Below are 21,122 nucleotides of genomic sequence, written 5' to 3' on the forward strand. Positions count from 1 at the left end.
TGTGTCACCCGGAACACTATGCGTGCCGGTGCCGCTTCGGCCGTTCACCACTACTTTCCACGAGTGGTCGGCGTGAGATCCCCTGCGCTGCCGAATCACCGAATTCATCTCTGCCGCTGTGTCTTACGGCTCGAGAGCCTGGGGCACCGCATGCTTCCGACGCTGCCACGACCTTCCATATCCGGAGAGAAAGTCCGGTTGAAGAGAAGTAGTGTGCGCGCAACGATGTCGCCGCGTCAAGACCACAACCGATATCGAATGCCGCTAGCTCACCGGCCGACACGACGCTACGCTGTTCTACGTCCTGCGCTCCTTGCGGACGTGGTGAAAGTGGTCTGGTTGTTCCGGGCGATTCAGCTCCGTAGAAAATGCCGGTCCCGAAGCAATGATTGTCGTTCGTAGCCTCGACAGCAGAGGCGGCCGGCTTCCCGCACGAGGGAGTTGCTTCACGCGCTCCCACAGACGACGAGGGAGAGTGGCACGAATGAGTAGTGCTGCGACGGTGAACCAGAACGTCGATTCGATGATGACTCTGTGCGCCTTCTCGCCGATCGCCGCCGTTCCGCTGCCGGACGGTGAGACGTCGGTAAAGCAACAGCAGCGAATGCTCGACGGAATCCGATCGATGATGGCGAAGACACCAGGCCTCGACTCGTGGAAAGTCGTGTGGCTGGGGATGAGTTCTTTGCGCGCGAACATGGCGTTCGTGGTCCAGAACGTGAATGACACCTCGGAGCTGGCGGTGTGCTTCCGTGGGACGGTGTTCACCTCACTGATAGATCTGGCCGAGGATTTCGAGGTTTTCACGCAGGTGCCGTTCCCTCAGGGCGGCACGCCGCCTGCCGGTTCGAAACCCGTGATCGCGAAGGGCGCCTCGGCGGCCTTCGACGAGATCATGTCGGCGAAATGTGTTCTCGGTCTGCCGGGCGGATCCGGGACGCTGGTGTCCGCGCTGCAGACTCTCTGCGGTCCGAGCAAACCGGCTACCGTGCACCTCACCGGCCACAGCCTCGGCGGCTGTCTCGTCACGACAGCGGCGCTGTTTCTGCAATCCCAGTTCGCGAAGTTCAACCCCAAGGTCGCCTTCGACACCTATACCTTCGCCGCCCCGACCGCCGGAAATCAGGACTTCGCCACATGGTTCGACACCCAATTCCCCCATGGCCAGGCGATATGGAACAAATACGACGTGGTCGCGAACGTGTGGTGGAACCTGGGCCCGGGCCCGACCAGCATCCAGTCCTTCTTCCCCGCTCCCGGCCCGTACGCGAGCGAATGCAAGGACGACAAAGGCCGGACCGTCCAGTCCCAGATCCAGGACCTCGCGCAGAAGCTGGCCGAGAGCGGCGTGTCACCGTACGTGCAGCCGACCCAGCAGGCCCCGATGAACACCGACTACACGCACCACTCGATCGATGCGCTCGGCAAGACCGAGAAGGATTGGATGGGCCAGCTCGCCTATCAGCACGCCAACAACACCTACCTCACTCTCCTCGGCGCACCGACCGTGAACATCGATGTGCCCCAGATCAAGTCGCTGTCCCCCAAGAAGGGTCCGGGAGGCACGACGGTGACGATCGAGGTTCCGTCGACCGCCGCGTTCGCCTCCGCCTGTGTGGTCTACTTCGGGTCCGAGCGCGGCACCGACGTCAAGGTCGGCACCAACTCGATCACGGCGACCGCGCCGCGCCATCTCGGAATCGAGACCGTCGCCGTCTCCATCACGAACCTGTTGACCATCTCCGACACGAAGAAGACCCCCGCCAACGAGTTCACCTATATCTAGGCCGGTCGAATCCACTGCTCGGGACGAAATAACGTCCGGTGACAGTGGCTGAGTCGGACACCGAGTCGAAACCTTCGTTCAGGATCGGTTCGATTGCGAATGCACCCGTCGCGCCTGCACCACGCGCGGCGGGTGCTCTCGCGAGCGCGGAACTACAGCCGGCGGTCGGTACGTCGCCACACCGCCATGCGACCTCCGCTGGCGAGAAGGGCCGCGCTGTCCGCAAAGCGGACGAAAACGGACCTGAGGATCCATTGCCGAAGTGCGTGCGCTGGAGGGTTACTGGAGACGAGCGGCTGTACCGGCTGGGCGGTGCCGCTGCGGGAGACCCTTTTTCACTGATCACCAGTAGAAGGCAAGACAATGGCGCCTGTAATCACTTCTCTGACACCCTCTTCCGGCCCTGCGGCAGGGCTCAACTCCGTCGTCATCACCGGCTCCGGATTCAGTGGTGTCGGCCCTTTGACTGTCCGGTTCGGCACGACGGCAACCACATTCACCATCGACTCCAACACCCAGATCACAGCCATCGCTCCCCCCGGGACCGGCACGGTGAACGTCACCGTGCAGGCCGCGCTGGATGGCACCAGCAATCCGGTGCCCTACACCTATGCCGGGGTTCCTACCTTGAGCAGCATCAGTCCGGCTTCGGGGTCGGCGACCGGTGGGACGACGGTCGTGCTCACCGGGACGAACCTGACCGGTGCGACCGCGGTGAGTTTCGGTGGCACACCGGCAACGTCGTTCACCGTGAATTCCTCGACACAGATCACCGCGGTCACGCCCGCCCATTCGGCCGGAACGGTGACGGTGAAGGTCACCACGCCCGGCGGAACGAGCAACGGCGTCTCCTACACCTACGTCGCGGTGCCCACATTGACCACCATCGCCCCGAACGCCGGTCCGGTAGCCGGCGGGACCACGGTCGTGCTCACCGGCACGAACCTGACCGGGGCCACCGCGGTGAGTTTCGGTGGGACACCGGCGACCTCGTTCACCGTCAACTCTTCGACACAGATCACAGCGGTGACACCCGCCCATTCAGCCGGCACGGTGTCGGTCACCGTCACCACCGTGGGCGGAACCAGCAACGGCGTCGCCTACACCTACGCCGCGGTGCCCACATTGACCACCATCACCCCGAACGCCGGCCCGGTCGCCGGCGGGACGACCGTTGTCCTGACCGGGACGAACCTGACAGGTGCGACCGCGGTGAGTTTCGGTGGGACACCGGCGACCTCGTTCACCGTCAACTCTTCGACACAGATCACAGCGGTGACACCCGCCCATTCAGCCGGCACGGTGTCGGTCACCGTCACCACCGTGGGCGGAACCAGCAACGGCGTCGCCTACACCTACGCTGCGGTCCCGACACTGACGACCATCACCCCGAACGCCGGCCCGGTGACCGGCGGAACCACGGTCCTGCTGACCGGCACGAACCTGACAGGTGCGACCGCGGTGAGTTTCGGTGGGACACCGGCCACCTCGTTCACCGTCAACTCTTCGACACAGATCACCGCCGTCGCCCCCGCCGGATCGGCCGGGACGGTGTCGGTCACGGTCACCACGGCCGGTGGCACCAGCAACGGCGTCGCCTACACCTACGCTGCGGTCCCGACACTGACGACCATCACCCCGAACGCCGGCCCGGTGACCGGCGGAACCACGGTCGTCCTCACCGGAACGAACCTGACAGGTGCAACCGCGGTGAATTTCGGTGCCACACCGGCCACCTCGTTCACCGTCAACTCCGCCACCCAGATCACCGCCGTCGCCCCCGCCGGATCGGCCGGGACGGTGTCGGTCACGGTCACCACAACCGGGGGAACCAGCAACGGCGTCGCCTATACCTACGTGGCCGTACCGACCCTCACCGCTATCGCGCCGAATGCTGGTCCGGTGGCAGGTGGGACGACGGTTGTACTGACCGGCACGAACCTGACCGGTGCCACCGCAGTGAATTTCGGTGCCACACCGGCCACCTCGTTCACCGTCAACTCCGCCACCCAGATCACCGCCGTCGCCCCCGCCGGATCGGCAGGAACGGTGCTCGTCACCGTCACCACAACCGGGGGAACCAGCAACGGCGTCGCCTATACCTACGTGGCCGTACCGACCCTCACCGCTATCGCGCCGAATGCTGGTCCGGTGGCAGGTGGGACGACGGTTGTACTGACCGGCACGAACCTGACCGGTGCCACCGCAGTGAATTTCGGTGCCACACCGGCGGTTTCGTTCACCGTCGACTCCGCCACGCAGATCACCGCCGTCGCCCCCGCCGGGTCGGCCGGGACGGTACTGGTCACGGTCACCACCGTGGGTGGGACGAGCAACGGTGTCGCCTACACCTATGTCGCGGTGCCGGCCCTTACGGCAATCGCCCCGAACGCGGGTCCGGTAACCGGCGGAACGACGGTCGTGCTGACCGGCACGAACCTGACCGGCGCGACCGCGGTGAATTTCGGTGCGACACCTGCAGCCTCGTTCACCGTCGACTCCGCCACCCAGATCACCGCCGTCGCCCCCGCCGGGTCGGCCGGGACGGTACTGGTCACGGTCACCACCGTGGGTGGGACGAGCAACGGTGTCGCCTACACCTATGTCGCGGTGCCGACCCTTACGGCAATCGCCCCGAACGCGGGTCCGGTAACCGGCGGAACGACGGTCGTGCTGACCGGCACGAACCTGACGGGTACGACCGCGGTCAGTTTCGGTGCCACGCCTGCAGCCTCGTTCACCGTCGACTCCGCCACCCAGATCACCGCCGTCGCCCCCGCCGGGTCGGCAGCAACGGTGTCGGTCACAGCCACGACCGTCGGCGGAACGAGCAACGGGGTGTCTTACACCTACGTCGCCGTGCCGACACTAACCTCCCTCGCGCCTAATGCTGGTTCGGTGGCAGGCGGAACGACTGTTGTACTGACCGGGACGAACCTGACCGGTGCAACCGCTGTGAATTTCGGTGCCACACCGGCGGCCTCGTTCACGGTCGACTCTGCCACGCAGATCACCGCCGTCGCCCCCGCCGGTGCGGCCGGGACCGTGTCGGTCACCGCCACCACCGCAGGAGGAACCAGTAACGCGGTCTCCTACACCTACGTCGCGGTGCCCACCCTCACTACGGTGGTCCCCAATGCCGGCCCGGTAGCAGGCGGGACCACGGTCGTACTGACCGGCACAGCCCTGACGGGAGCAACTGCGGTGAATTTCGGTGTCACACCGGCGGTTTCGTTCACCATCGACTCCGCCACACAGATCACCGCCATCGCCCCCGCCGGGTCGGCCGGGACGATACTGGTTACCGTCACCACTGTGGGAGGAACCAGCAATGGTGTCGCCTACACCTACGCGGCGAACCCCACGCTGACCACCGTGGCACCCGACACCGGCCCGGTCACCGGCGGCACCACCGTCGTGCTCACCGGCACGAACCTGACCGGGGCCAGCGCGGTCGATTTCGGTGCCACACCGGCGGCCTCGTTCAGTGTCGACTCCGACACCCAGATCACGGCCATCGTCCCCGCCGGGTCCGCCGGGACAGTACCGGTCACCGTCACCACCGCGGGCGGCACAAGTAACGGGGTCTCCTACACCTACGTCGCGGTGCCCACCCTCACCACGATCGTGCCCGGCGCGGGTCCGGTGGCAGGCGGGACCACGGTCGTGCTCACCGGCACGAACCTGACCGGCGCGACCGCGGTGAATTTCGGTGCCACGCCGGCAATCTCGTTCACCGTCGACTCCGACACCCAGATCACCGCGACCGCTCCTGCCGGGTCGGCCGGGACGGTACTGGTCACCGTCACCACCGCAGGAGGAACCGTCGACGGCGTCTCCTTCACCTACGCGGCCGTGCCTACCGTGAGCACGGTCAATCCGACCTCGGGTACGGCGGCCGGCGGGACCACGGTCACCCTCACCGGGACGGATCTGACGGGTGCGACCGCAGTGAGTTTCGGTGGCACACCGGCAACCTCGTTCAGTGTCGACTCCGCCACCCAGATCACCGCGATCGCCCCTGCCGGAGCAGCCGGAACAATACTGGTCACCGTCACCACACCGGGAGGAACGAGCACCGGGATCTCCTACACCTACCTCTGACAGCGGGTGTGGCTGGGCCGTCGGCGGGCAATTTGCCTACCGACGGCCCAGCCGCGTAACCGTTTCATCGTCATGGCATCAGGATGAGTCGCCCGCGGACGCCGCCCTTTTCGAGACGGTGGTGTGCTTCGGCTGCTCGCGCCAGGGGCATCGTGTCGGCGATCCGTGCGGTCAGGGTTCGGTCGGCGAGCTTCTGGTCGATCACGGTCGCGGCGGCGGCCAGGTCGGTGACGGTGGCGTTGCTGATCGCGAACCCGGCCACGGTGACGTCGTGGGTGTAGGCGCGGTCGACGGGGAGCGGCACCCGCGCCTGTGGTCCGGCCGCGGTCAGCAGGAGCCGGCCTCCGCGGGCCAGCAATCCGACCGCTCCGTCGATGTCGTGGTGGCCCGAGGTGTCCCAATACACGTCCAGCCCCTGGGGCGCCGCCGCCCGGATCTGCTCGACCATGCCGGTGTCCCGGTAGTCGACCACCACAGCGGCCCCCGCATCCCGGACACGCTCGAGCCCGTCCCCGGAGGCGGACGCGATGACCCGCGCGCCGGCCGCGCGCGCCAGGCGGACCGCGGCATCGCCGACGTTTCCGGCGCCGCCGCCGATATAGACGGCGTCTCCCAGCCCGAGCCGAGCGTGCCGGAACAATCCCAGCCATGCCGTGGCAGCCGGATGTGCGACACCGACCGCCTGGACCGGATCCACCCCGTCGGGCAGGTGGTACAGCCGGTCGACCGGGACAACCGCGTACTGCGCGAACGAGCCCTGCCGGCCACCGTGGCCCAGACTGTTGCACCACACCGCGTCCCCGACCGCATAGCCGACTGCACCGTCGCCGACCGCCGCGACGTTTCCGACCAGGTCGCGGCCGATGATGAACGGGAAAGGAGTCGGCGTCGCATAGGTCCCCGACCGCACGAACGTGTCCACCGGGTCGACCGTGACCGCGTGGACGGCGACCAGCACATCGGTGGGTCCGATCTGCGGGACGGGCAACCGTCCGTAGTGGATCGCATCGGCCGGGCCGAGCGCCTCCACGTAGGCCGCGTACATCATGTCCGGAATCCCGGCCATCGTGCCTGCCTCCTTTCGGCCGATGAGGCGCCGACACACCGCTCACGGCCTGGGACTTACCCGACCCCGTACGTCTTGGCCCAGGCCGCCCGCAGCTCGGACTCCGTGGCATGCCCGAACTGGTAGGCCGGCGAGTCCACCGGCATGGCGCGGTCGACGGTCACCAATACCGCTTCGATCGCGGGATATCCCGGTCCCTGCGTGGCGAGCAACCAGTCGTGAATCCACTCGAACACCCGGCTGCCGGGGCCGTGGAATTCGGCGGTTCCCTTGAACCGGTACCCGCGTCGTTTGAGGAAGTCGACAACGTTGATCTCCAGTCGGGGATCACGCCGCAAGTTGGCGACCGTGCCCGGCGAGGCCTGATTCAGGAACACCAAATGGTCGTCGTCGTAGACCCGCACGGTTCCCTTCGGGGACAGGTTCGGTGATCCGTCGGCGCACACCGTGGCGACGAACCCCAGTTTGGCGCTGTCCACGATCGAGCGCATGTCCTCGTCGATGACACCCATGCCCCCTGCCTACCCCCGGACCTCCCGGCGAATCCGAGCCCGCGCCCGTCACGATCTTTGCGACGGGTGCACGACTCGGGCCACAGCGTCCATCCTCAGTGGGAGGTCTCGCCGGCGGGTTACTCAGCGCGTTCCGGCCGACGACAGACGTGCGAGCTGATTCCGGAAACTTTCACGCAGGGCAGGTTCCGTGAACGCCGAGCGGGCGCTGGGATCTCCGGCTACCCGGGTCTCCCAATGCAGACGAGCATCGTTTCTCGAGATCCTCTTCGCTCCGTGCCCGGGAAGAGCCCGGTATGCGCCGGGCCGAGGGACCGGGCGGTGCATGAACGCCCAGCCGCCGGTCCAATCGATCCGCAACTGCAGGCGCGCACTGGGATAGAAGTCGAGAAGCCATCCCCGTCCTGTCAGCAGTGACCGCTCGCGGGACGGGACCTGCCGCGCCCGGCAGGTTGCCGCAATTTCAGGCGCGAGACGGTCGAGGGCACTGATCACGTCGTGCCATGCCACGGGTGCATCCGTCGCCGGCGCAGACGTGTTCGATTGCGGCTCGACTTTCGGTGTCTGCCAGCGAAGCCGCTGTCCGATCCCCACGGATGAAAAGGCTCGCACGACTACTGCATTTCATGCAACCGAGCGGGCTCGAAGTGGAGTTGCGGCAGGTCCAATGATGGACAATCGCTGCCCTGACAGTACGGGCCCGAGCGCGCGGACGGGGATACTCTGGCTGGTACCCGCTGGTAGATCACGAGTAGCCGATGGTCGAGAATGATCCGTGCAAGACCCAGCGTGATGTCGGCATCGATGTCATCACGGAGCTGAGTACTGCGGGCTTCGAGGACGCGGAGGAGATCGGCCGGGGTGGATTCGGAGAGGTTTATCGATGTCGCCAAATCGGCGTGGAACGCACGGTAGCGGTCAAGGTGCTCACTGAGGAATTCGACGAAGATCGCGAGCGATTCCTGCGCGAGCAGCGGGCGATGGGGCGATTGACCGGACATCCGAACATCGTCGAGATGTTGGAGGTCGGCGCCACCGGCAACGGTCACCCGTATCTGGTGATGCCGTATCACTCGCACGGTTCACTGCATTCGCGCATTCTCCGCGACGGTCCGCTGCTCCTGCCGGAGGTTCTCCATCTCGGAGTGATGATCGCGGGAGCGCTCGAAACCGCGCACCGCGCTGGCGTGCTGCACCGCGACATCAAGCCGGCGAACATCTTGCTGACCGACTACGGTGAACCGGCATTGACGGATTTCGGCATCGCCCACATCACCGGTGGATTCGAGACCGCCACCGGCACCGTCATCGGTTCCCCCGCCTTCACCGCGCCCGAGGTACTTCGTGGCGACGCGCCGAGCGAAGCCTCGGACGTCTACGGGTTGGGCTCCACACTCTTCTGCGCGCTGACGGGTCACGCCGCCTATGAGCGCCGCGCCGGTGAACAGGTGGTCGCCCAGTTCCTCCGGATCACCGAACAACCGATTCCGGATCTGCGCGACAACGGCATTCCCGACGATGTAGCCCGGGTGATCGAAGCCGCGATGTCGCACGATCCGGCCCGGCGTCCCACCGCCGCGATGTTCGGAGATCAACTCCGGCAAGTTCAACGCGAGCACGGTTTGCTCGTGGACCGGATACCGCTGCCGGACGAGTGCGGAGCCCCTGTTTCGCGAGAGGTGACACCGGCCGATCCAGTGGCAGGTGGTTCCGGGAACCTACCGCCCGAGCTGACCAGTTTCGTGGGCCGGCGCATTCAGGTGGCAGAGGTCAAGAACCTGCTCGCGGTGTCGCGTCTGGTGACGTTGACCGGCATCGGGGGTGTCGGAAAGTCGCGGCTCGCGCTGCGGGTGGCGCACAAGATGACGGACGACTTCGCCGACGGCGTGTGGCTGGTCGAGTTGGGCGATATCCGAGATCCGGCCCTCCTGGTCGACGTCGTGGCCAACGCACTCGGGCTCCGCAGCCGGGGCGCCGGACCGATACTCGACGTCCTGCTCGCCTATCTGTCCACGCGTGAACTACTGGTGGTGCTGGACAACTGCGAGCAGGTGATCGATGCGGCCACGGCACTGACCGAGTCACTGTTGCGAACATGTCCGCAGGTACGGATTCTGGCGACCAGCCGGGAGCCCCTCGACGTCGGCGGAGAATCGGTGTTCGCCGTCCCTCCGCTGACGATTCCGGATCCGGTGGCCGAGCCGGCATCGCGCGTCGCCCACGACGACGCCGTGGCGTTGTTCGCCGAACGAGGCGCCGCGGTGGTACCCGGTTTCGAAGTCACCGCGGACAACAGGGCCGACGTGACCCGGATCTGCGCTCGGCTGGACGGGCTGCCGCTGGCGATCGAACTCGCTGCCGCGCGGCTGCGCGCGATGTCGCCTCAGCAGATTTTGTCCGGGCTCGACGACCGCTACGGTTTGCTCACTCGCGGCCGGCGCGGTGCACCGATGCGGCAGCAGACGCTCGCCTGGTGTATCGGCTGGAGCTTTGACCTGTGCACCCCGGACGAGCAACGGCTGTGGGCCCGATTATCGGTGTTCGCAGGCGGTTTCGAGCTCGACGCCGTCGAGCGGGTGTGTGGCGACGGCCTGACTCGGCCGCAATTGCTCGATGCGCTGTCCGTACTGGTGGACAAATCGATTCTGATCCGGGAGGACGTCGATCACACGGTCCGTTTCCGGATGCTCGAGACCGTTCAGGAGTACGGCCGGCACAAGGCCGAAGAGAGCGGCGAATACCTCGATTCCGCTCGGCGACACCGGGATTGGTGTCTGGCGCTGGCGCTGCAGGCGGAACGCGAATGGATCGGTCCGCAACAGCTGCGGTGGGTTGCGCGACTGGAGCGAGAACTGCCGAATTTCCGCACCGCACTGGAATTCGCCATATCGGAATCGACCGACGTCGCCATCCGGATGGTCACCGCCCTCAATCTGTTCTGGATGATGCGGGGCCGGCTCAGTGAGGGGCGCCGCTGGACCGCTCGCGCACTCCCCTATGCCGGAGCAGCGCCGGCCGTCGATCGGGCCAAGGCGCTCTATGCCGCCGGGTCGCTCGCCGGCATACAACGCGACTTCGCCGACGCCACGGACAAATTGACGCAGCTCGAGCACCTTGCCGAGCAGACCGACAGCCCCGTCGTCGACGCGATTCTCGCGCACGCTCGAGGCGCCATCGTGCTCATGTCCAGCGACGGTGATCCGGACCGCGCCCACCACCTCATGACCGAGGCCATCGACCGCTACGAGCAACTCGGTGAGCTGAGCCTGCGGCTGGACGCCCTGATCTCCCTCGGCTGGTCGTGCGCGCTGCTCGGTGCCACAAGTTTCGCGACCGAATGCTTCGAACAGGTAGTGACCATCACCGAAGCGGCCGGCGAGACGATGCTGCGGTCCTGGGCCCTGTGGGGTGAGGGATACGTCGCGTGGCGGGTCGGCGAGCCCGATCGCGCCACGCGCTTGCTCGAGGACGGCATTCGCTGCGCCCGGCTGGTTCCGGATCCCCTCGTCGCCGGGGCGTGCACGGAAACCTTGGCGTGGGTCGTGTCCGAGCAACGCGATCACCGGCGCGCCGCCGTGTTGATGGGCGCCGCCGATTCGCTGGTCAGTGTGGCCGGCAGCGCAGCTTTCGTCTTTCCCGATCTGCTCAGGCACCGCACGGATTGCGTCCGTGACAGCCGAGAGGCGCTCGGCGAGCGGGCATTCGAGACCGCGCTGGCGGAAGGTGCTGCGATGACGTTCGATTCGGCCGTGCCCTTCGCCCTGCGCGAACAGTCCGAGGTCCGCGTGCCTCGACGTGGCGGCGGAGCACTGACCAAACGTGAGATCCAGGTCGCCGAACTCGTGGCCCGAGGCCTGTCCAACAAGGCAATCGCCGCGCAGCTGGTCATTTCGCAGCGCACCGCGGAGGGACATGTGGAACACATTCTCACCAAGCTCGGTTTCACCTCGCGCTTACAGATCGCGACCTGGGTCGCCGCGCACCCCGAACTCTGAGGCCGCCCCCGTTACCCTTCCGGCCGAAGGGCTGCGGATCCTGTAACAATCGTTCATTCGGCAAGCGCGTTTCGGGGCGCAGCGAGTGACCGAGCGGTCCGTCGGAACCAGCGGCTGACCACGTCCACGGGGGGCCGTCCGGTCCGGGCAGGGCTCGAGAACCATTGCCTCTGAGCATAAACCCACCGGTGGATGCGGGTCTGTGCGCGGCCGGGTCGACCGTCGAATCGTGAAGCCGGTAGCGCGGGCTGTCAGAGCACGACCGTCTCGGTCGTGACCATTGTCGTGACGGAATTCGGATCGATGAACCTCGCCTCGTCCGGATTCACCAGCGTCTTGTAGTTCTCCGACGCGAAGAAGGCGTCGTGGTCTGCCCAGCCCTCGAACCAGATCTCGGTGAGACCGTCATAGGCCGGACCGGGATAACCGGGAGCCGCCACCGGGTGGGAAACGGTGTACTTCCTCACGTACTGGCGAGCCTCGGGGATAGAGGTGAACAACGGGGCATGGTGGTCGCGGTGGTACTCGACGAATTGCTCGAAGGTCAGTCCTTCTGCAGTGCCGTGTATGGCCGACCCCAGCACGAGAAAGGCGCAGCGCGCCATGACGACGATGGAACGTGAGCGAAACCGGCTGTCGTCCGCGATCAACAGCCTCGCTCTCGCCCTGGACAAGCTCGACGGCCTGATCGACGATGTCAACAGGAGCTACCTCGCCGAGCATCCGGACAGCGCGGTGGCGCGCTGATCATCATGCTGCGGCGTTGGCCCGCTTCGACACCGAGATCGAGGTGACCCGACCGCCGGAGCTTTCGGCTATGTACCTCACCGCCCGGACAGCGGTTCGCCTGCCGTCAGCCGGGTACTGCCTCGGTAAGTCCCCGCATCCGCCCGGGCGTATGCGGGGACCTAGATCGTGCCGGTTCAAACGAGCAGCCGGCGCGATCGCACAACGGCGCGAGGGCCGGTCGCTGATCGAGTTGCCCTGCCGGCGGCGTTGCCGAATCAGATGATCGCAGTCGACCGTTGTTCGGCAGCGGCGGTCCGGTCGCTGGCCGGCCTGCCACGCCCGGTCTCGGTGGGGTTGGTGATCAGGTGGCGACGCCGGCTCGGCATCATCAAGGTGGGATGGTTGACGCTCCACATGGCGCCCTTGCAGATCAGCTCCTTGATGCGTGCTGCTTTGCGGCCGACGTCGACCTTGGAGGTCGGCTGATCCTGCTTGGTGACCTTCTGCACGATGGCGTCGCGGCGGCCGAGGCTGATGCACTGGCTGTTGTAGCCGATCGGGACGTTCGGGACCTTTCGTCCGGTCAGCCGGGCGGCGATGACGTCGCCGCCCAGCCAAGCCATCGGTGAAGCGGTGGCGCAGCCCATGCGCAGCGTCTTGCCGCCTACTCCGGCGGCGTGCGCGGCATCGCCGACGGCGTAGACGTCGGGATGTGAGACCGAGCGCAGGGTGTCGTCGACGACGATGCGCCCGGCCTCGGAGACGGTGAGCGTGCTGGCGGCCGCGATCGGGTGCACGGCGAAACCTGCTGTCCAGACAATCGCTCGAGCCGCAATCTCCGCACCCGTTCGGGTGACGACGCCGCCTTCGGTGACGCGAGTGACGTCGGCGTGTTCGTGCACGGTAATTCCGAAACGCTCGAAACCGGCGCGCAGGTGGGTTTGTGCCTTCTCGTCGAGCCAGTCGCCGACGCCGCCGCGCGCTGCCATGGCGACCTTCAGATCCGGTCGCGCCTCGGCGATCTCGGTCGCAACCTCGATGCTGGTCAGGCCGCCGCCCACGATCAGCACGGTCTCACCCGTCACCAACTCGTTCAGGCGTTCCCGCAACCGCAGCGCGGCCTGTTTGCCGGCCACATTGTGGGTGTGCTCGGCGACCCCGGGCACGCCCATGTCGGCGATGGTGCTGCCCAAGGCGTAGACCAGGGTGTCATAGGCCAGCGTCTCGGCGCCGTTCTCGCCGAGCAGTTCGACGGTCTTGCGGTCCGCGTCGACCGAATCCACCCACGCGACCCGCACCTGAACGCCGGTGCCCGCGAAGATCGTCCGCAGCGGACGGGCCGGCAGATCCTGTCCGGCGGCGAGCTGATGCAGGCGGATCCGTTCGACGAAATCGGGATCGGCATTGACCAGGGTGATCTCGATGTCGTCGCGGTGCAGTCGCTTGGCCAGGCGGCCGGCGGTGATGGCTCCGGCGTACCCGGCTCCGAGGACGACGATGCGGTGCTTCATGGTTGTGCTCCTGTCTCGGTGGGGTTCGAAACCTGAACCGGACAGGAACACGAAGTCTGACAGTCACGGGATGTGATGTGCGTCACCACAGTTCGGGCAGGGCTGCTCCCGGTGCGCGGGTGGCCCACTGCCGGTTGGCATATGCCAGCTTGTCGGGATTGACGTGGGCGTGCACGGCGGCGATGCCGTCGACGGTGACCTGCAGGACCACGATGCCGACCACCCGATCTTCGGAGACCAGCACCAGCGCGGGCATGCCGTTGGCGATCGCCGCGAACATCTCCGGCTTGCCGCCGAGCTTGTTCCACGTGCCGTTGGAGGGCTTGATCGCCAGACACACGAAGCGTGCGATGCGCTGCGGGCCGAGAAGCGGCCGGCTCAGCGTCGCGAGGAATCCGCCGCCGTCGCCGACAATCGAGGCATCATCGGTGAGCAGTGCCACCAGCTTCTCGGTCTGCCCACTGACCGCCGCGGCCAGGAATTCCTCCACGATCCGTCGAGCGGCGGCCTCATCGACCTCGATGCGCGCCCGTTCCACCGACAGATGCTGTTTGGCGCGGCGGTAGACCTGCTGGCAGTTGACTTCGGTGATGTCGAGCAGCTCGGCGATCTCGTGGTGCGGGTAGCCGAATGCCTCGCGCAGCACGTACACCACGCGCTCCTTGGCGGTGAGCCGCTCCATGAGTGTGAGCATGGCGATCGAGACCGATTCCCGCTGTTCCACGGTGTCGGCCGGCCCCAACATCGAGTCGCCGGCCAGCACCGGCTCCGGAAGCCACTGTCCCACATACGTTTCCCGGCGGGCGCGGGCCGTGGTGAGCTGGTTGAGACAGAGGTTGGTGAGCACTTTGGTCAGCCACGCCTCGGGCGTCCGGACGTACTCACGGTCGGCGGCCTGCCAGCGCAGGTAGGTCTCCTGTACCGCGTCCTCGGCATCACTGGCCGAGCCCAGCAGGCGATAGGCGATCGCTTCCAGCCGGGCCCGGAAACTCTCGAACACATCGGCTTCGCGCGTGAGCAACATGCCAACATCGTCGGCCACACATATCGGGAGCGTCCACCCGAGCCACGGTCCTGGTCGTGACCGATCATGGAATGCTGTTCGACCACTCCGGACGAAAACAATTCAGGGTGATCCACCGGCGAATGACTGAGGCGTGTGCGCGGGATGATTTCGGCACGAACCGTATATGCGCCACAGACGAGGGGCCCGGCGGCTCGGATCCGCCGGGCCCCTCACTGCTCACCGTAGAAGAAGGCCATCGGATCTGCGCGACGAATCGGGGTGGCGGTGACCCGGTTGCGCTGCGGGCCATCGGCGCCGGACGCGCCGTGATCGTCGCTCACCACGCCGAACTTCGTTGAGCCCTAGGCGGTTACAGGCGGAGTCCCGAGCTGTGAGCAATACAGTCCGCCCGGACCGGTTCATGCTCCGATATCGGCGGTGGCGCGGAAATCGCTGGGGCGGATGCCGCGACGGCGCTTGAACGCCGCACTGAAGCCGAACGCGTCCGCATAGCCGACGGCCTTCGCCACCTGCGCCACGGTGAGACTCCGGTCGGCCAGTAGTTCCTCCGCCTCATCCATCCGGCATTCGGTGAGATACGCCAGCGGCGACTGGCCCATTACCTCGGAGAACCGTCGCGCGAACAGCGCCCGCGAGACCCCGGCCTCGGCAGCCAGGGACGCGACCGTCCAACCGGCGGCAGGCCTTCCGTGCATGGCCTCCAACGCCGGGCCCACGACCGGATCGGCCGGTCCGCGATACCAACCGGGCGCGTCCGCCTCCAGCCCGTCGAACCAGTCGCGCAGTGTGCATACCAGCGCCCAGTCGAGTAGCCGGTCCATCATCGCTTGCGCTCCGGCCGGTCGTCGGGCCGCGTCCGCGGCCATCGACTCCATCCACGCGCACACCTCCACGTCATCGTTCACGACCAGGACCGGGGGTACCGCTCGCAGCAGCCGTTCATGGCGCCGCCCGGACGCCCGGTAGGCGCCGACGATCAGAGCGGTCTCGCCGGCGGGGTCGTCGTCCCAGCGAACACCGTCCAGTTCCGGATCGCATTTCGCGTCCGGCGCGAAGCAGGCGACCTCGTATTCCTCGTGCGGCAGGGCTGCGGTATCGCCATTGTCGACGAGGACGAACGTTTCCGGGCCGCGCACGATCGCGGTGTCCCCCAGCGTGATTCGACGTTCGAGACCATCCGGTAGCAGCAGTGTGCCCCCACCCCGCAGCACGGTGACCATGGTCAGCGGCGCCTGGTCGGCGAATCGGATGCGCCACGGCGCTTCCAGGACCGCGGTGGTGAGCACAGCTCCCTCGGCACGAATACCGCCCAGCAGTTTGCTCAGTGGATCCATACGATCGAGCGTAGACGAACTCCTATCGAATGTAGATCTTTACCCATAGATCGTCCATCGTCCTGGGTGTGGAATTGATCCCGGAACGCACAACCGAGCGTTCGGACACCCCGCATCCAGGAGGCCCCGTGCAGCACAACCCGACCGTGGATACCTCGACGACCCGCACCGCGCTGGTCGTCGTCGCTCACCCCCGGCCCGAGTCGCTGACCGCCCATATCGCCGACCTGGCGACCCGCCGGCTCACCGCCGCCGGATACCGAATCGACCTGCTGGACCTGCACGCCGAAAACTTCGATCCCCGGATGACCGCCGCCGACCTCCCGGAATGGGGCAACCGGGAGAAGATCTATTCCCCCGAAGTCGCGGACCATATGCGACGCATCCTCGCCGCCGATGTGATCGTCGCGGTGTTCCCGGTGTACTGGATGCAGGTCCCGGCGATTCTGAAGGGCTGGATCGATCGCGTGTGGAACTACGGATTCGCCTACGGCCGAAGCAAACCACGACTCGCGGGCAAGCGGATGCTGTGGCTGGGCCTGGCGGGCGTGGCAGACGACGACGCGCTCGTTCAACCCATGCAGGATGCGCTGAGCGCGCAGCTCGACGACGGAATCGCCTACTACTGCGGCCTCACCCAGTCGTCGGTAGGGCTGTTGCCGGGCGCGGAGGAAAAACGACAGCGCCTGGATGCCGCGGGGAATCTGCTGCTCGACGAGGCACTCACCGGTGCGGTTCGCGACGCCCACTATGCGGGTTTCGAAGACCGGGCGCTGGGCTTCGTCGACGATTTCCTCGCCGCCGACCAGGTTCCGGCCTGACCACGCAGGCTCAGGTGAATTACCGGACACCAGCCGTGGGGATTCCGCCATGCCCCACCGTCCACCGGACGCGACACCCCGCGGAGCCGGATGCTCCCTGACCGTGCGGGCAGGTGGATAGGCTGACCGCGCCGACCCGTGGTCGGCGGCCGTATCGGATTCGGTTCTCACTCCACCGAGGGAGAGTGATCATGGATCTGCATCTCGACGGAAAGATCGCGGTTGTCACCGGCGCCAGCCGAGGCATCGGGCTCGCGATCACCGAGCACCTCAGCGACGCCGGTGCGCACGTGGTTGCGGGAGCACGCACCATGAGCGATCGCATCGCCGAGCTCCAGTCCGAGGGCAGCGTGACGTTCGTGCCCGGAAACCTCGCAGGCGCCGACGCCCCTGCGGAGCTGGTCGCGGCCGCCTCCCGGCTGGGAGGAACCGACATCCTGATCAACAACGCCGGTGCGGTCACCGCGAGACCCGGTGGATTCACCACCGTCACAGACGAAGACTGGCAATCCTCCTGGACCCTGGGAATGATGGCGGCCGTCCGCACCACGCGCGCGGCGATCCCCGAAATGCTCCGCCGGGGTGGCGGCGCGATCGTCACGATCGGGTCCGTCAACGCCTTCTACCCCGACCCCGGGGTGGTCGACTACTGCGCGGTCAAGGCAGCTCTGACCAACCTCACCAAGGCGCTGTCGAAAGAATTCGGCCCGCACGGGATCCGGGCGAATTCGATCAGTCCTGGCCCGGTACTCACCGACCTGTGGCTCGGCAACGGAGGAGTCGCCGAGACGGTCGCCGAGGCCAGCGGCAGCAGCGCCCGGGAAGTCGCCGACCGAGCAGTAGCCGGCACACCGACCGGACGATTCACGACCCCCGACGAGGTCGCAGACCTCGCACTGTTCCTGGCCTCGGACCGGGCAGCCAACATCACCGGCACCGACATGACGATCGACGGTGGATTCATCACCACCTTGTGAGTGTTGCCGGCAGGCTCAATGTGGTGAAGGTTGTCTCGCGCCGGATTTGGTGCAGGTGAACTGCATGACGTCGAGGTGTCCGCGGCGGAAGTTGTCGGCGGACTCGGTCAGATAGTTGCTGTAGGCGTCGTAGGTGTGTTGCCCAGCGAGTTCGATCGCCCGGTCCCGGTGCTCGTGCAGAGAGATGGCCCACCTGTCCAGGGTGGTGGTGTAGTGAGACCCCAGTTCCTGAATGCGGGTGAGAGTGAATCCGGCGTCCTGCGCGTACTCGGTGATTCCCCTGGGGTGGTGGCCGGTCGATCGCGGGAGCTGACTAGCCGGGAATACGGTGCCGCGCAGGAACGCGAATTCGGCTTCGGTCGCCGAGCCGGGTCCCCGGTGCGCTTGCGCCGCGTGCGGATCATGGGCGACGACGGTTTGCACCAGCAGCACTCCGTCGTCGGGCATTACCCGGTAGGCGAAGTCGAAGAAGTCCGGGTATCGCTGTGAGGGCATGTGTTCGAGCACGCCGATGCAGACGATGCGGTCTACCGGACGGTCGAATTGGTGCCAGCCTTGCCGTCGCACACCGCCGTAGGGGCAGCCGCGGACGAGCCGGTCGACGAGGCGGTCTCGTACGTATCGGTGCTGGTTGCGGTGCGGCGTCAGCCCGATCGCGTTGACACCGTAAGTGTCCATCGCACGCAGCATCGTCGAACCCCAGCCGCAGCCGACGTCGAGCAAGGTCATCCCCGATCGCAGATCACATTTGGCCAGTGCAAGGTCGATCTTGGCGGACTGGGCCTGTTCCAGGGTGTCGTCCGGGCGAGTCCAGTACGCGCAACTGTAGGTGCGAGTCCGGTCGAGGAACTGCGCGAAGAACTCGTCGGGTAGCTGGTCGCGCGACGGGATTCGACGGACGGCGGGGGCATAACCAGTCATCGTGCGGGTCTTTCCTTGCGGGCAGGGCCGAATCGTGTCGGTGCCCTCCGCCGTAAAGCTGAAGTCGAACCGCCTCTCACAACGCAGATGTCTGCGAGTCGTCGATCGGGCGGCTGGGGGTGCCTAGGTCGGGTGGCATCCGAACCCGAGACTACCGATCTCACAGGGGTGCGAAACGGTGCGTGAGCAACATTTAACCAGGTAGTAACGGTGACACTCGTCAGAGAGACACTGGTTTGCGACGAGCGGCGGCGGCGGAAATCAGCCAGCCCGGCGCTACCCGAGCCGCCCCGGAACATCCAACGACGACTCCCTCGCCACACCATCGACCAACTCGTCCACGCCTACCGCGACGGCGCAACCACACTGAACTCGCCGACCGATACGGCATGGCGGCGAGAAGTGCGAGGTCGCGGGCAGGGCGACGGAGTCACACATTGATCAACCAGCCTTTCGCAGGTTGCCTCCAGCCATTGTTTCCGCGCGATCACTGCCGGAACCCGTTGCGGCTCTGTCTGTTTCAGTGCCGATCGGCCAGCCGGACGACGAAGCGCAGACCCGACCACGTGTCATCGATGGCACACGTCTTGTTGTCGACAAGTCCTGCGGCCAAGCCGAATTCGCGCACGACGGTATCGCTGAGATCGGTAGCTACCCCGCTGGACTTCTTGGGCCAGGCGACCCAGATACCGCCCGCCTGGGCGAGGCGGGCGCGCCACGTGCCGAATCCTCGCTCCAGGGATCGGTAGTCGGGACAGAAGCCGACGATCACGTCATACTGCCCGCGCCCGGCGCGCCGCTGCAGGCAGACCTGCTCGGGGAGCGGTTCGAGCGCGAATCCGCTCGGGGCGTGAGCGAGCAGCACGCGGCTGCCGGGCCGGATGCCGAGCTTGCGGGCCAACGGGGCACCGGAACATCCCGCCATGCGCCCACGATACGTGCTTCGCGATCTGCGAGTGTGCGGCGGCGACGAGGAGCGCCGGCGGGAAGAGCCGATTCCTGCTACTTGAACGGTGAAGCAGCCAGTGCGCGCAGCCGCGCGATGGGTTTGCGTACTCCGTAGGCGACGACGGTTGCCTGCCCTGTGTCATGGTGCCAGGTAAGTAGCGCCGATCCGTCGGCGACATCGCCGTCTACACGGGTGGGTGCGCCGCTGAGGGGCAAGGGCCCGACGACTTTGATTGCTGTTGTGAGGATTTCGGTCCAGAAGTAGTTGTCGTCGGGTGCTCCGGTCGGCTGCAGTCCCAGTGCCGACGCGGCGGCGACCTTGCCTTGGGCGACGGCGTTGGACCAGAACGGGGCACGCCTGTTGTCGGCGCGTCGGTAGGTGACATCACCGGCGGCGTAGACATCGGCGACTGTGGTCCTGCATGCGTTGTCGATGCCGATGCCGTTGCGATCGGCCAAACCGGTGCCTGCCAGCCAGGAGGTGTTCGGGACTTCGCCGGCGCAGGTCACCACGAGATCCGCGGTCAGAACGGCACCGTCGGGAAGAGCCACTCCGCTGACCGGGTCGCCGGACAGAGTGACGAAGTCGGTTGTCCGTACTACTCGGACGCCGTGTCGTTCGGCGCGGGCGCTGATCACGCCGCTCAGATAGGAGCCGAGGATGGTGCGCAGGGGCGGCTCGACGTCGATGACGGTAACCGGGATCGCACGGGCGACACAGGCACTGACGACTTCCATTCCGAGAAACCCCGCGCCGACCACGATCACGGACGTGGCGGTGTCGAGGCGTGATCGCAGTATTCGCGCATCATCGAACGTCCGCAGCACGAGTTCGCCCTGTTGCCCGGGTTTCGCGATGCGGCGGGCTTCGGCGCCGGTCGCGATGATCAACGCGTCGTAGGACAGTGTGTCGCCGTCACCGGTGACGATGGTGCGCCGGTCGACGTCGGCGCTGACCGCACCCGAGCGCACACCGGTGAGGTCGAGGTCGTCGAGTCGGTAGCCCAGGGTGTCGTCGGCTGCGGAATCCTCGAGCACCGCCTTGGATAGTGGTGGCCGGTAATAGGACCCGTATGGGTCGGCGCCGACGAGGGTGATCGTGCCTCGGTGCCCGAGAGCCCGCAGTTCGCGTGCGGCGGTGACACCTGCGACGGATTCGCCGACGATGACGGCGCAACGCTCGCTCACGATGCTTCCCGCAGGGCGGCGACCGGGCAGGAAACGATGGCGGCGCGCGCCGCGGTGACCTTGTCATCGGGAACGTTCTCGCCGTCGAAGTGGTAGATCAGTTCGGCGTCGTCGTCGAGACCGAACACCTCAGGTGCTTGTTCGGCGCACAGTCCGTGTCCTTCGCAGCGGGCGTAGTCGACGGTGATTTTCATCGGTGTTCT

At 66.5% G+C, this 21,122-nt stretch carries 16 protein-coding genes; 6 read left to right on the forward strand and 10 right to left on the reverse strand.

Annotated elements, in window-relative coordinates; translation table 11 throughout:
• Positions 1-484: 484 nt before the first annotated feature.
• Both C8258_RS04015 and C8258_RS04020 read left to right on the forward strand, forming a co-directional pair.
• Entirely contained in the window at positions 485-1,786 is a 1,302-nt protein-coding gene (locus C8258_RS04015; protein ID WP_158271212.1) for an IPT/TIG domain-containing protein, read from the forward strand.
• Positions 1,787-2,149: 363 nt separating this feature from the next.
• Entirely contained in the window at positions 2,150-5,890 is a 3,741-nt protein-coding gene (locus C8258_RS04020; protein ID WP_106953875.1) for an IPT/TIG domain-containing protein, read from the forward strand.
• 70 nt (positions 5,891-5,960) lie between these two features.
• On the opposite strand, the gene C8258_RS04025 is transcribed toward C8258_RS04020, so the two are convergent.
• Together C8258_RS04025 and C8258_RS04030 are read right to left on the reverse strand one after the other, a co-directional pair.
• Positions 5,961-6,956 (reverse strand): NADPH:quinone reductase, encoded by a 996-nt coding sequence (locus tag C8258_RS04025; RefSeq protein WP_106953876.1) that lies wholly within the window; start codon positions 6,954-6,956, stop codon positions 5,961-5,963.
• A gap of 56 nt (positions 6,957-7,012) precedes the next feature.
• Positions 7,013-7,468: a pyridoxamine 5'-phosphate oxidase family protein gene (locus C8258_RS04030; RefSeq protein ID WP_106953877.1), complete on the reverse strand. Its 456-nt coding sequence runs from the start codon at positions 7,466-7,468 to the stop codon at positions 7,013-7,015.
• 758 nt (positions 7,469-8,226) lie between these two features.
• Between C8258_RS04030 and C8258_RS04035 the strand changes: the two genes are divergently transcribed.
• Positions 8,227-11,463: a protein kinase gene (locus C8258_RS04035; RefSeq protein ID WP_106953878.1), complete on the forward strand. Its 3,237-nt coding sequence runs from the start codon at positions 8,227-8,229 to the stop codon at positions 11,461-11,463.
• Positions 11,464-11,714: 251 nt separating this feature from the next.
• Here the strand turns inward: C8258_RS04035 and C8258_RS04040 are convergent, their stop codons facing one another.
• Positions 11,715-12,068, reverse strand: a complete 354-nt coding sequence (locus C8258_RS04040; protein ID WP_106953879.1) for an EthD domain-containing protein — start codon at positions 12,066-12,068, stop codon at positions 11,715-11,717.
• Between C8258_RS04040 and C8258_RS32500 the strand changes: the two genes are divergently transcribed.
• Positions 12,067-12,210 carry a hypothetical protein gene (locus C8258_RS32500; RefSeq protein WP_158271213.1) on the forward strand — a complete coding sequence of 48 codons (144 nt, stop codon included), beginning with the start codon at positions 12,067-12,069 and terminating at the stop codon, positions 12,208-12,210. The two genes, C8258_RS04040 and C8258_RS32500, sit on opposite strands and share 2 nt — an antisense overlap.
• 257 nt (positions 12,211-12,467) lie before the next feature.
• On the opposite strand, the gene C8258_RS04045 is transcribed toward C8258_RS32500, so the two are convergent.
• From C8258_RS04045 to C8258_RS04055, 3 genes are all read right to left on the reverse strand, one after another.
• Positions 12,468-13,703 (reverse strand): NAD(P)/FAD-dependent oxidoreductase, encoded by a 1,236-nt coding sequence (locus tag C8258_RS04045; RefSeq protein WP_106953880.1) that lies wholly within the window; start codon positions 13,701-13,703, stop codon positions 12,468-12,470.
• Between the two features lie 82 nt (positions 13,704-13,785).
• On the reverse strand, positions 13,786-14,727 hold the full coding sequence (gene sigJ / locus C8258_RS04050; RefSeq protein ID WP_106953881.1) for an RNA polymerase sigma factor SigJ: 942 nt from the start codon (positions 14,725-14,727) through the stop codon (positions 13,786-13,788).
• Positions 14,728-15,128: 401 nt separating this feature from the next.
• Entirely contained in the window at positions 15,129-16,064 is a 936-nt protein-coding gene (locus C8258_RS04055) for an AraC family transcriptional regulator (RefSeq protein ID WP_106953882.1), read from the reverse strand.
• A gap of 128 nt (positions 16,065-16,192) precedes the next feature.
• On the opposite strand from C8258_RS04055, the gene C8258_RS04060 reads away from it, so the two are divergent.
• Both C8258_RS04060 and C8258_RS04065 read left to right on the forward strand, forming a co-directional pair.
• Positions 16,193-16,885 (forward strand): NAD(P)H oxidoreductase, encoded by a 693-nt coding sequence (locus tag C8258_RS04060; protein ID WP_106954063.1) that lies wholly within the window; start codon positions 16,193-16,195, stop codon positions 16,883-16,885.
• Positions 16,886-17,076: 191 nt separating this feature from the next.
• Positions 17,077-17,862 carry an SDR family NAD(P)-dependent oxidoreductase gene (locus tag C8258_RS04065; protein ID WP_106954064.1) on the forward strand — a complete coding sequence of 262 codons (786 nt, stop codon included), beginning with the start codon at positions 17,077-17,079 and terminating at the stop codon, positions 17,860-17,862.
• Between the two features lie 15 nt (positions 17,863-17,877).
• Here C8258_RS04065 and C8258_RS04070 read toward each other — a convergent pair whose 3' ends face one another.
• The 4 genes from C8258_RS04070 to C8258_RS04085 all read right to left on the reverse strand — a co-directional run bounded on the left by C8258_RS04070 (position 17,878) and on the right by C8258_RS04085 (position 21,113).
• Positions 17,878-18,783, reverse strand: coding sequence for a class I SAM-dependent methyltransferase (locus C8258_RS04070; RefSeq protein ID WP_106953883.1), 906 nt, complete (start codon positions 18,781-18,783; stop codon positions 17,878-17,880).
• 520 nt (positions 18,784-19,303) lie between these two features.
• Positions 19,304-19,708 carry a DUF3052 family protein gene (locus C8258_RS04075; RefSeq protein WP_106953884.1) on the reverse strand — a complete coding sequence of 135 codons (405 nt, stop codon included), beginning with the start codon at positions 19,706-19,708 and terminating at the stop codon, positions 19,304-19,306.
• 77 nt (positions 19,709-19,785) lie between these two features.
• A complete protein-coding gene (locus C8258_RS04080) occupies positions 19,786-20,919 on the reverse strand; it encodes an NAD(P)/FAD-dependent oxidoreductase (RefSeq protein ID WP_199195558.1) in 1,134 nt (377 codons plus the stop codon).
• Complete coding sequence (locus C8258_RS04085; RefSeq protein WP_106953886.1) at positions 20,916-21,113, reverse strand: ferredoxin; 198 nt, start codon at positions 21,111-21,113, stop codon at positions 20,916-20,918. The genes C8258_RS04080 and C8258_RS04085 overlap by 4 nt, the downstream gene beginning before the upstream one ends.
• Positions 21,114-21,122: the final 9 nt, after the last annotated feature.

Source organism: Nocardia sp. MDA0666, from assembly GCF_003023875.1.
Taxonomy (GTDB): Bacteria; Actinomycetota; Actinomycetes; order Mycobacteriales; family Mycobacteriaceae; genus Nocardia; species Nocardia aobensis.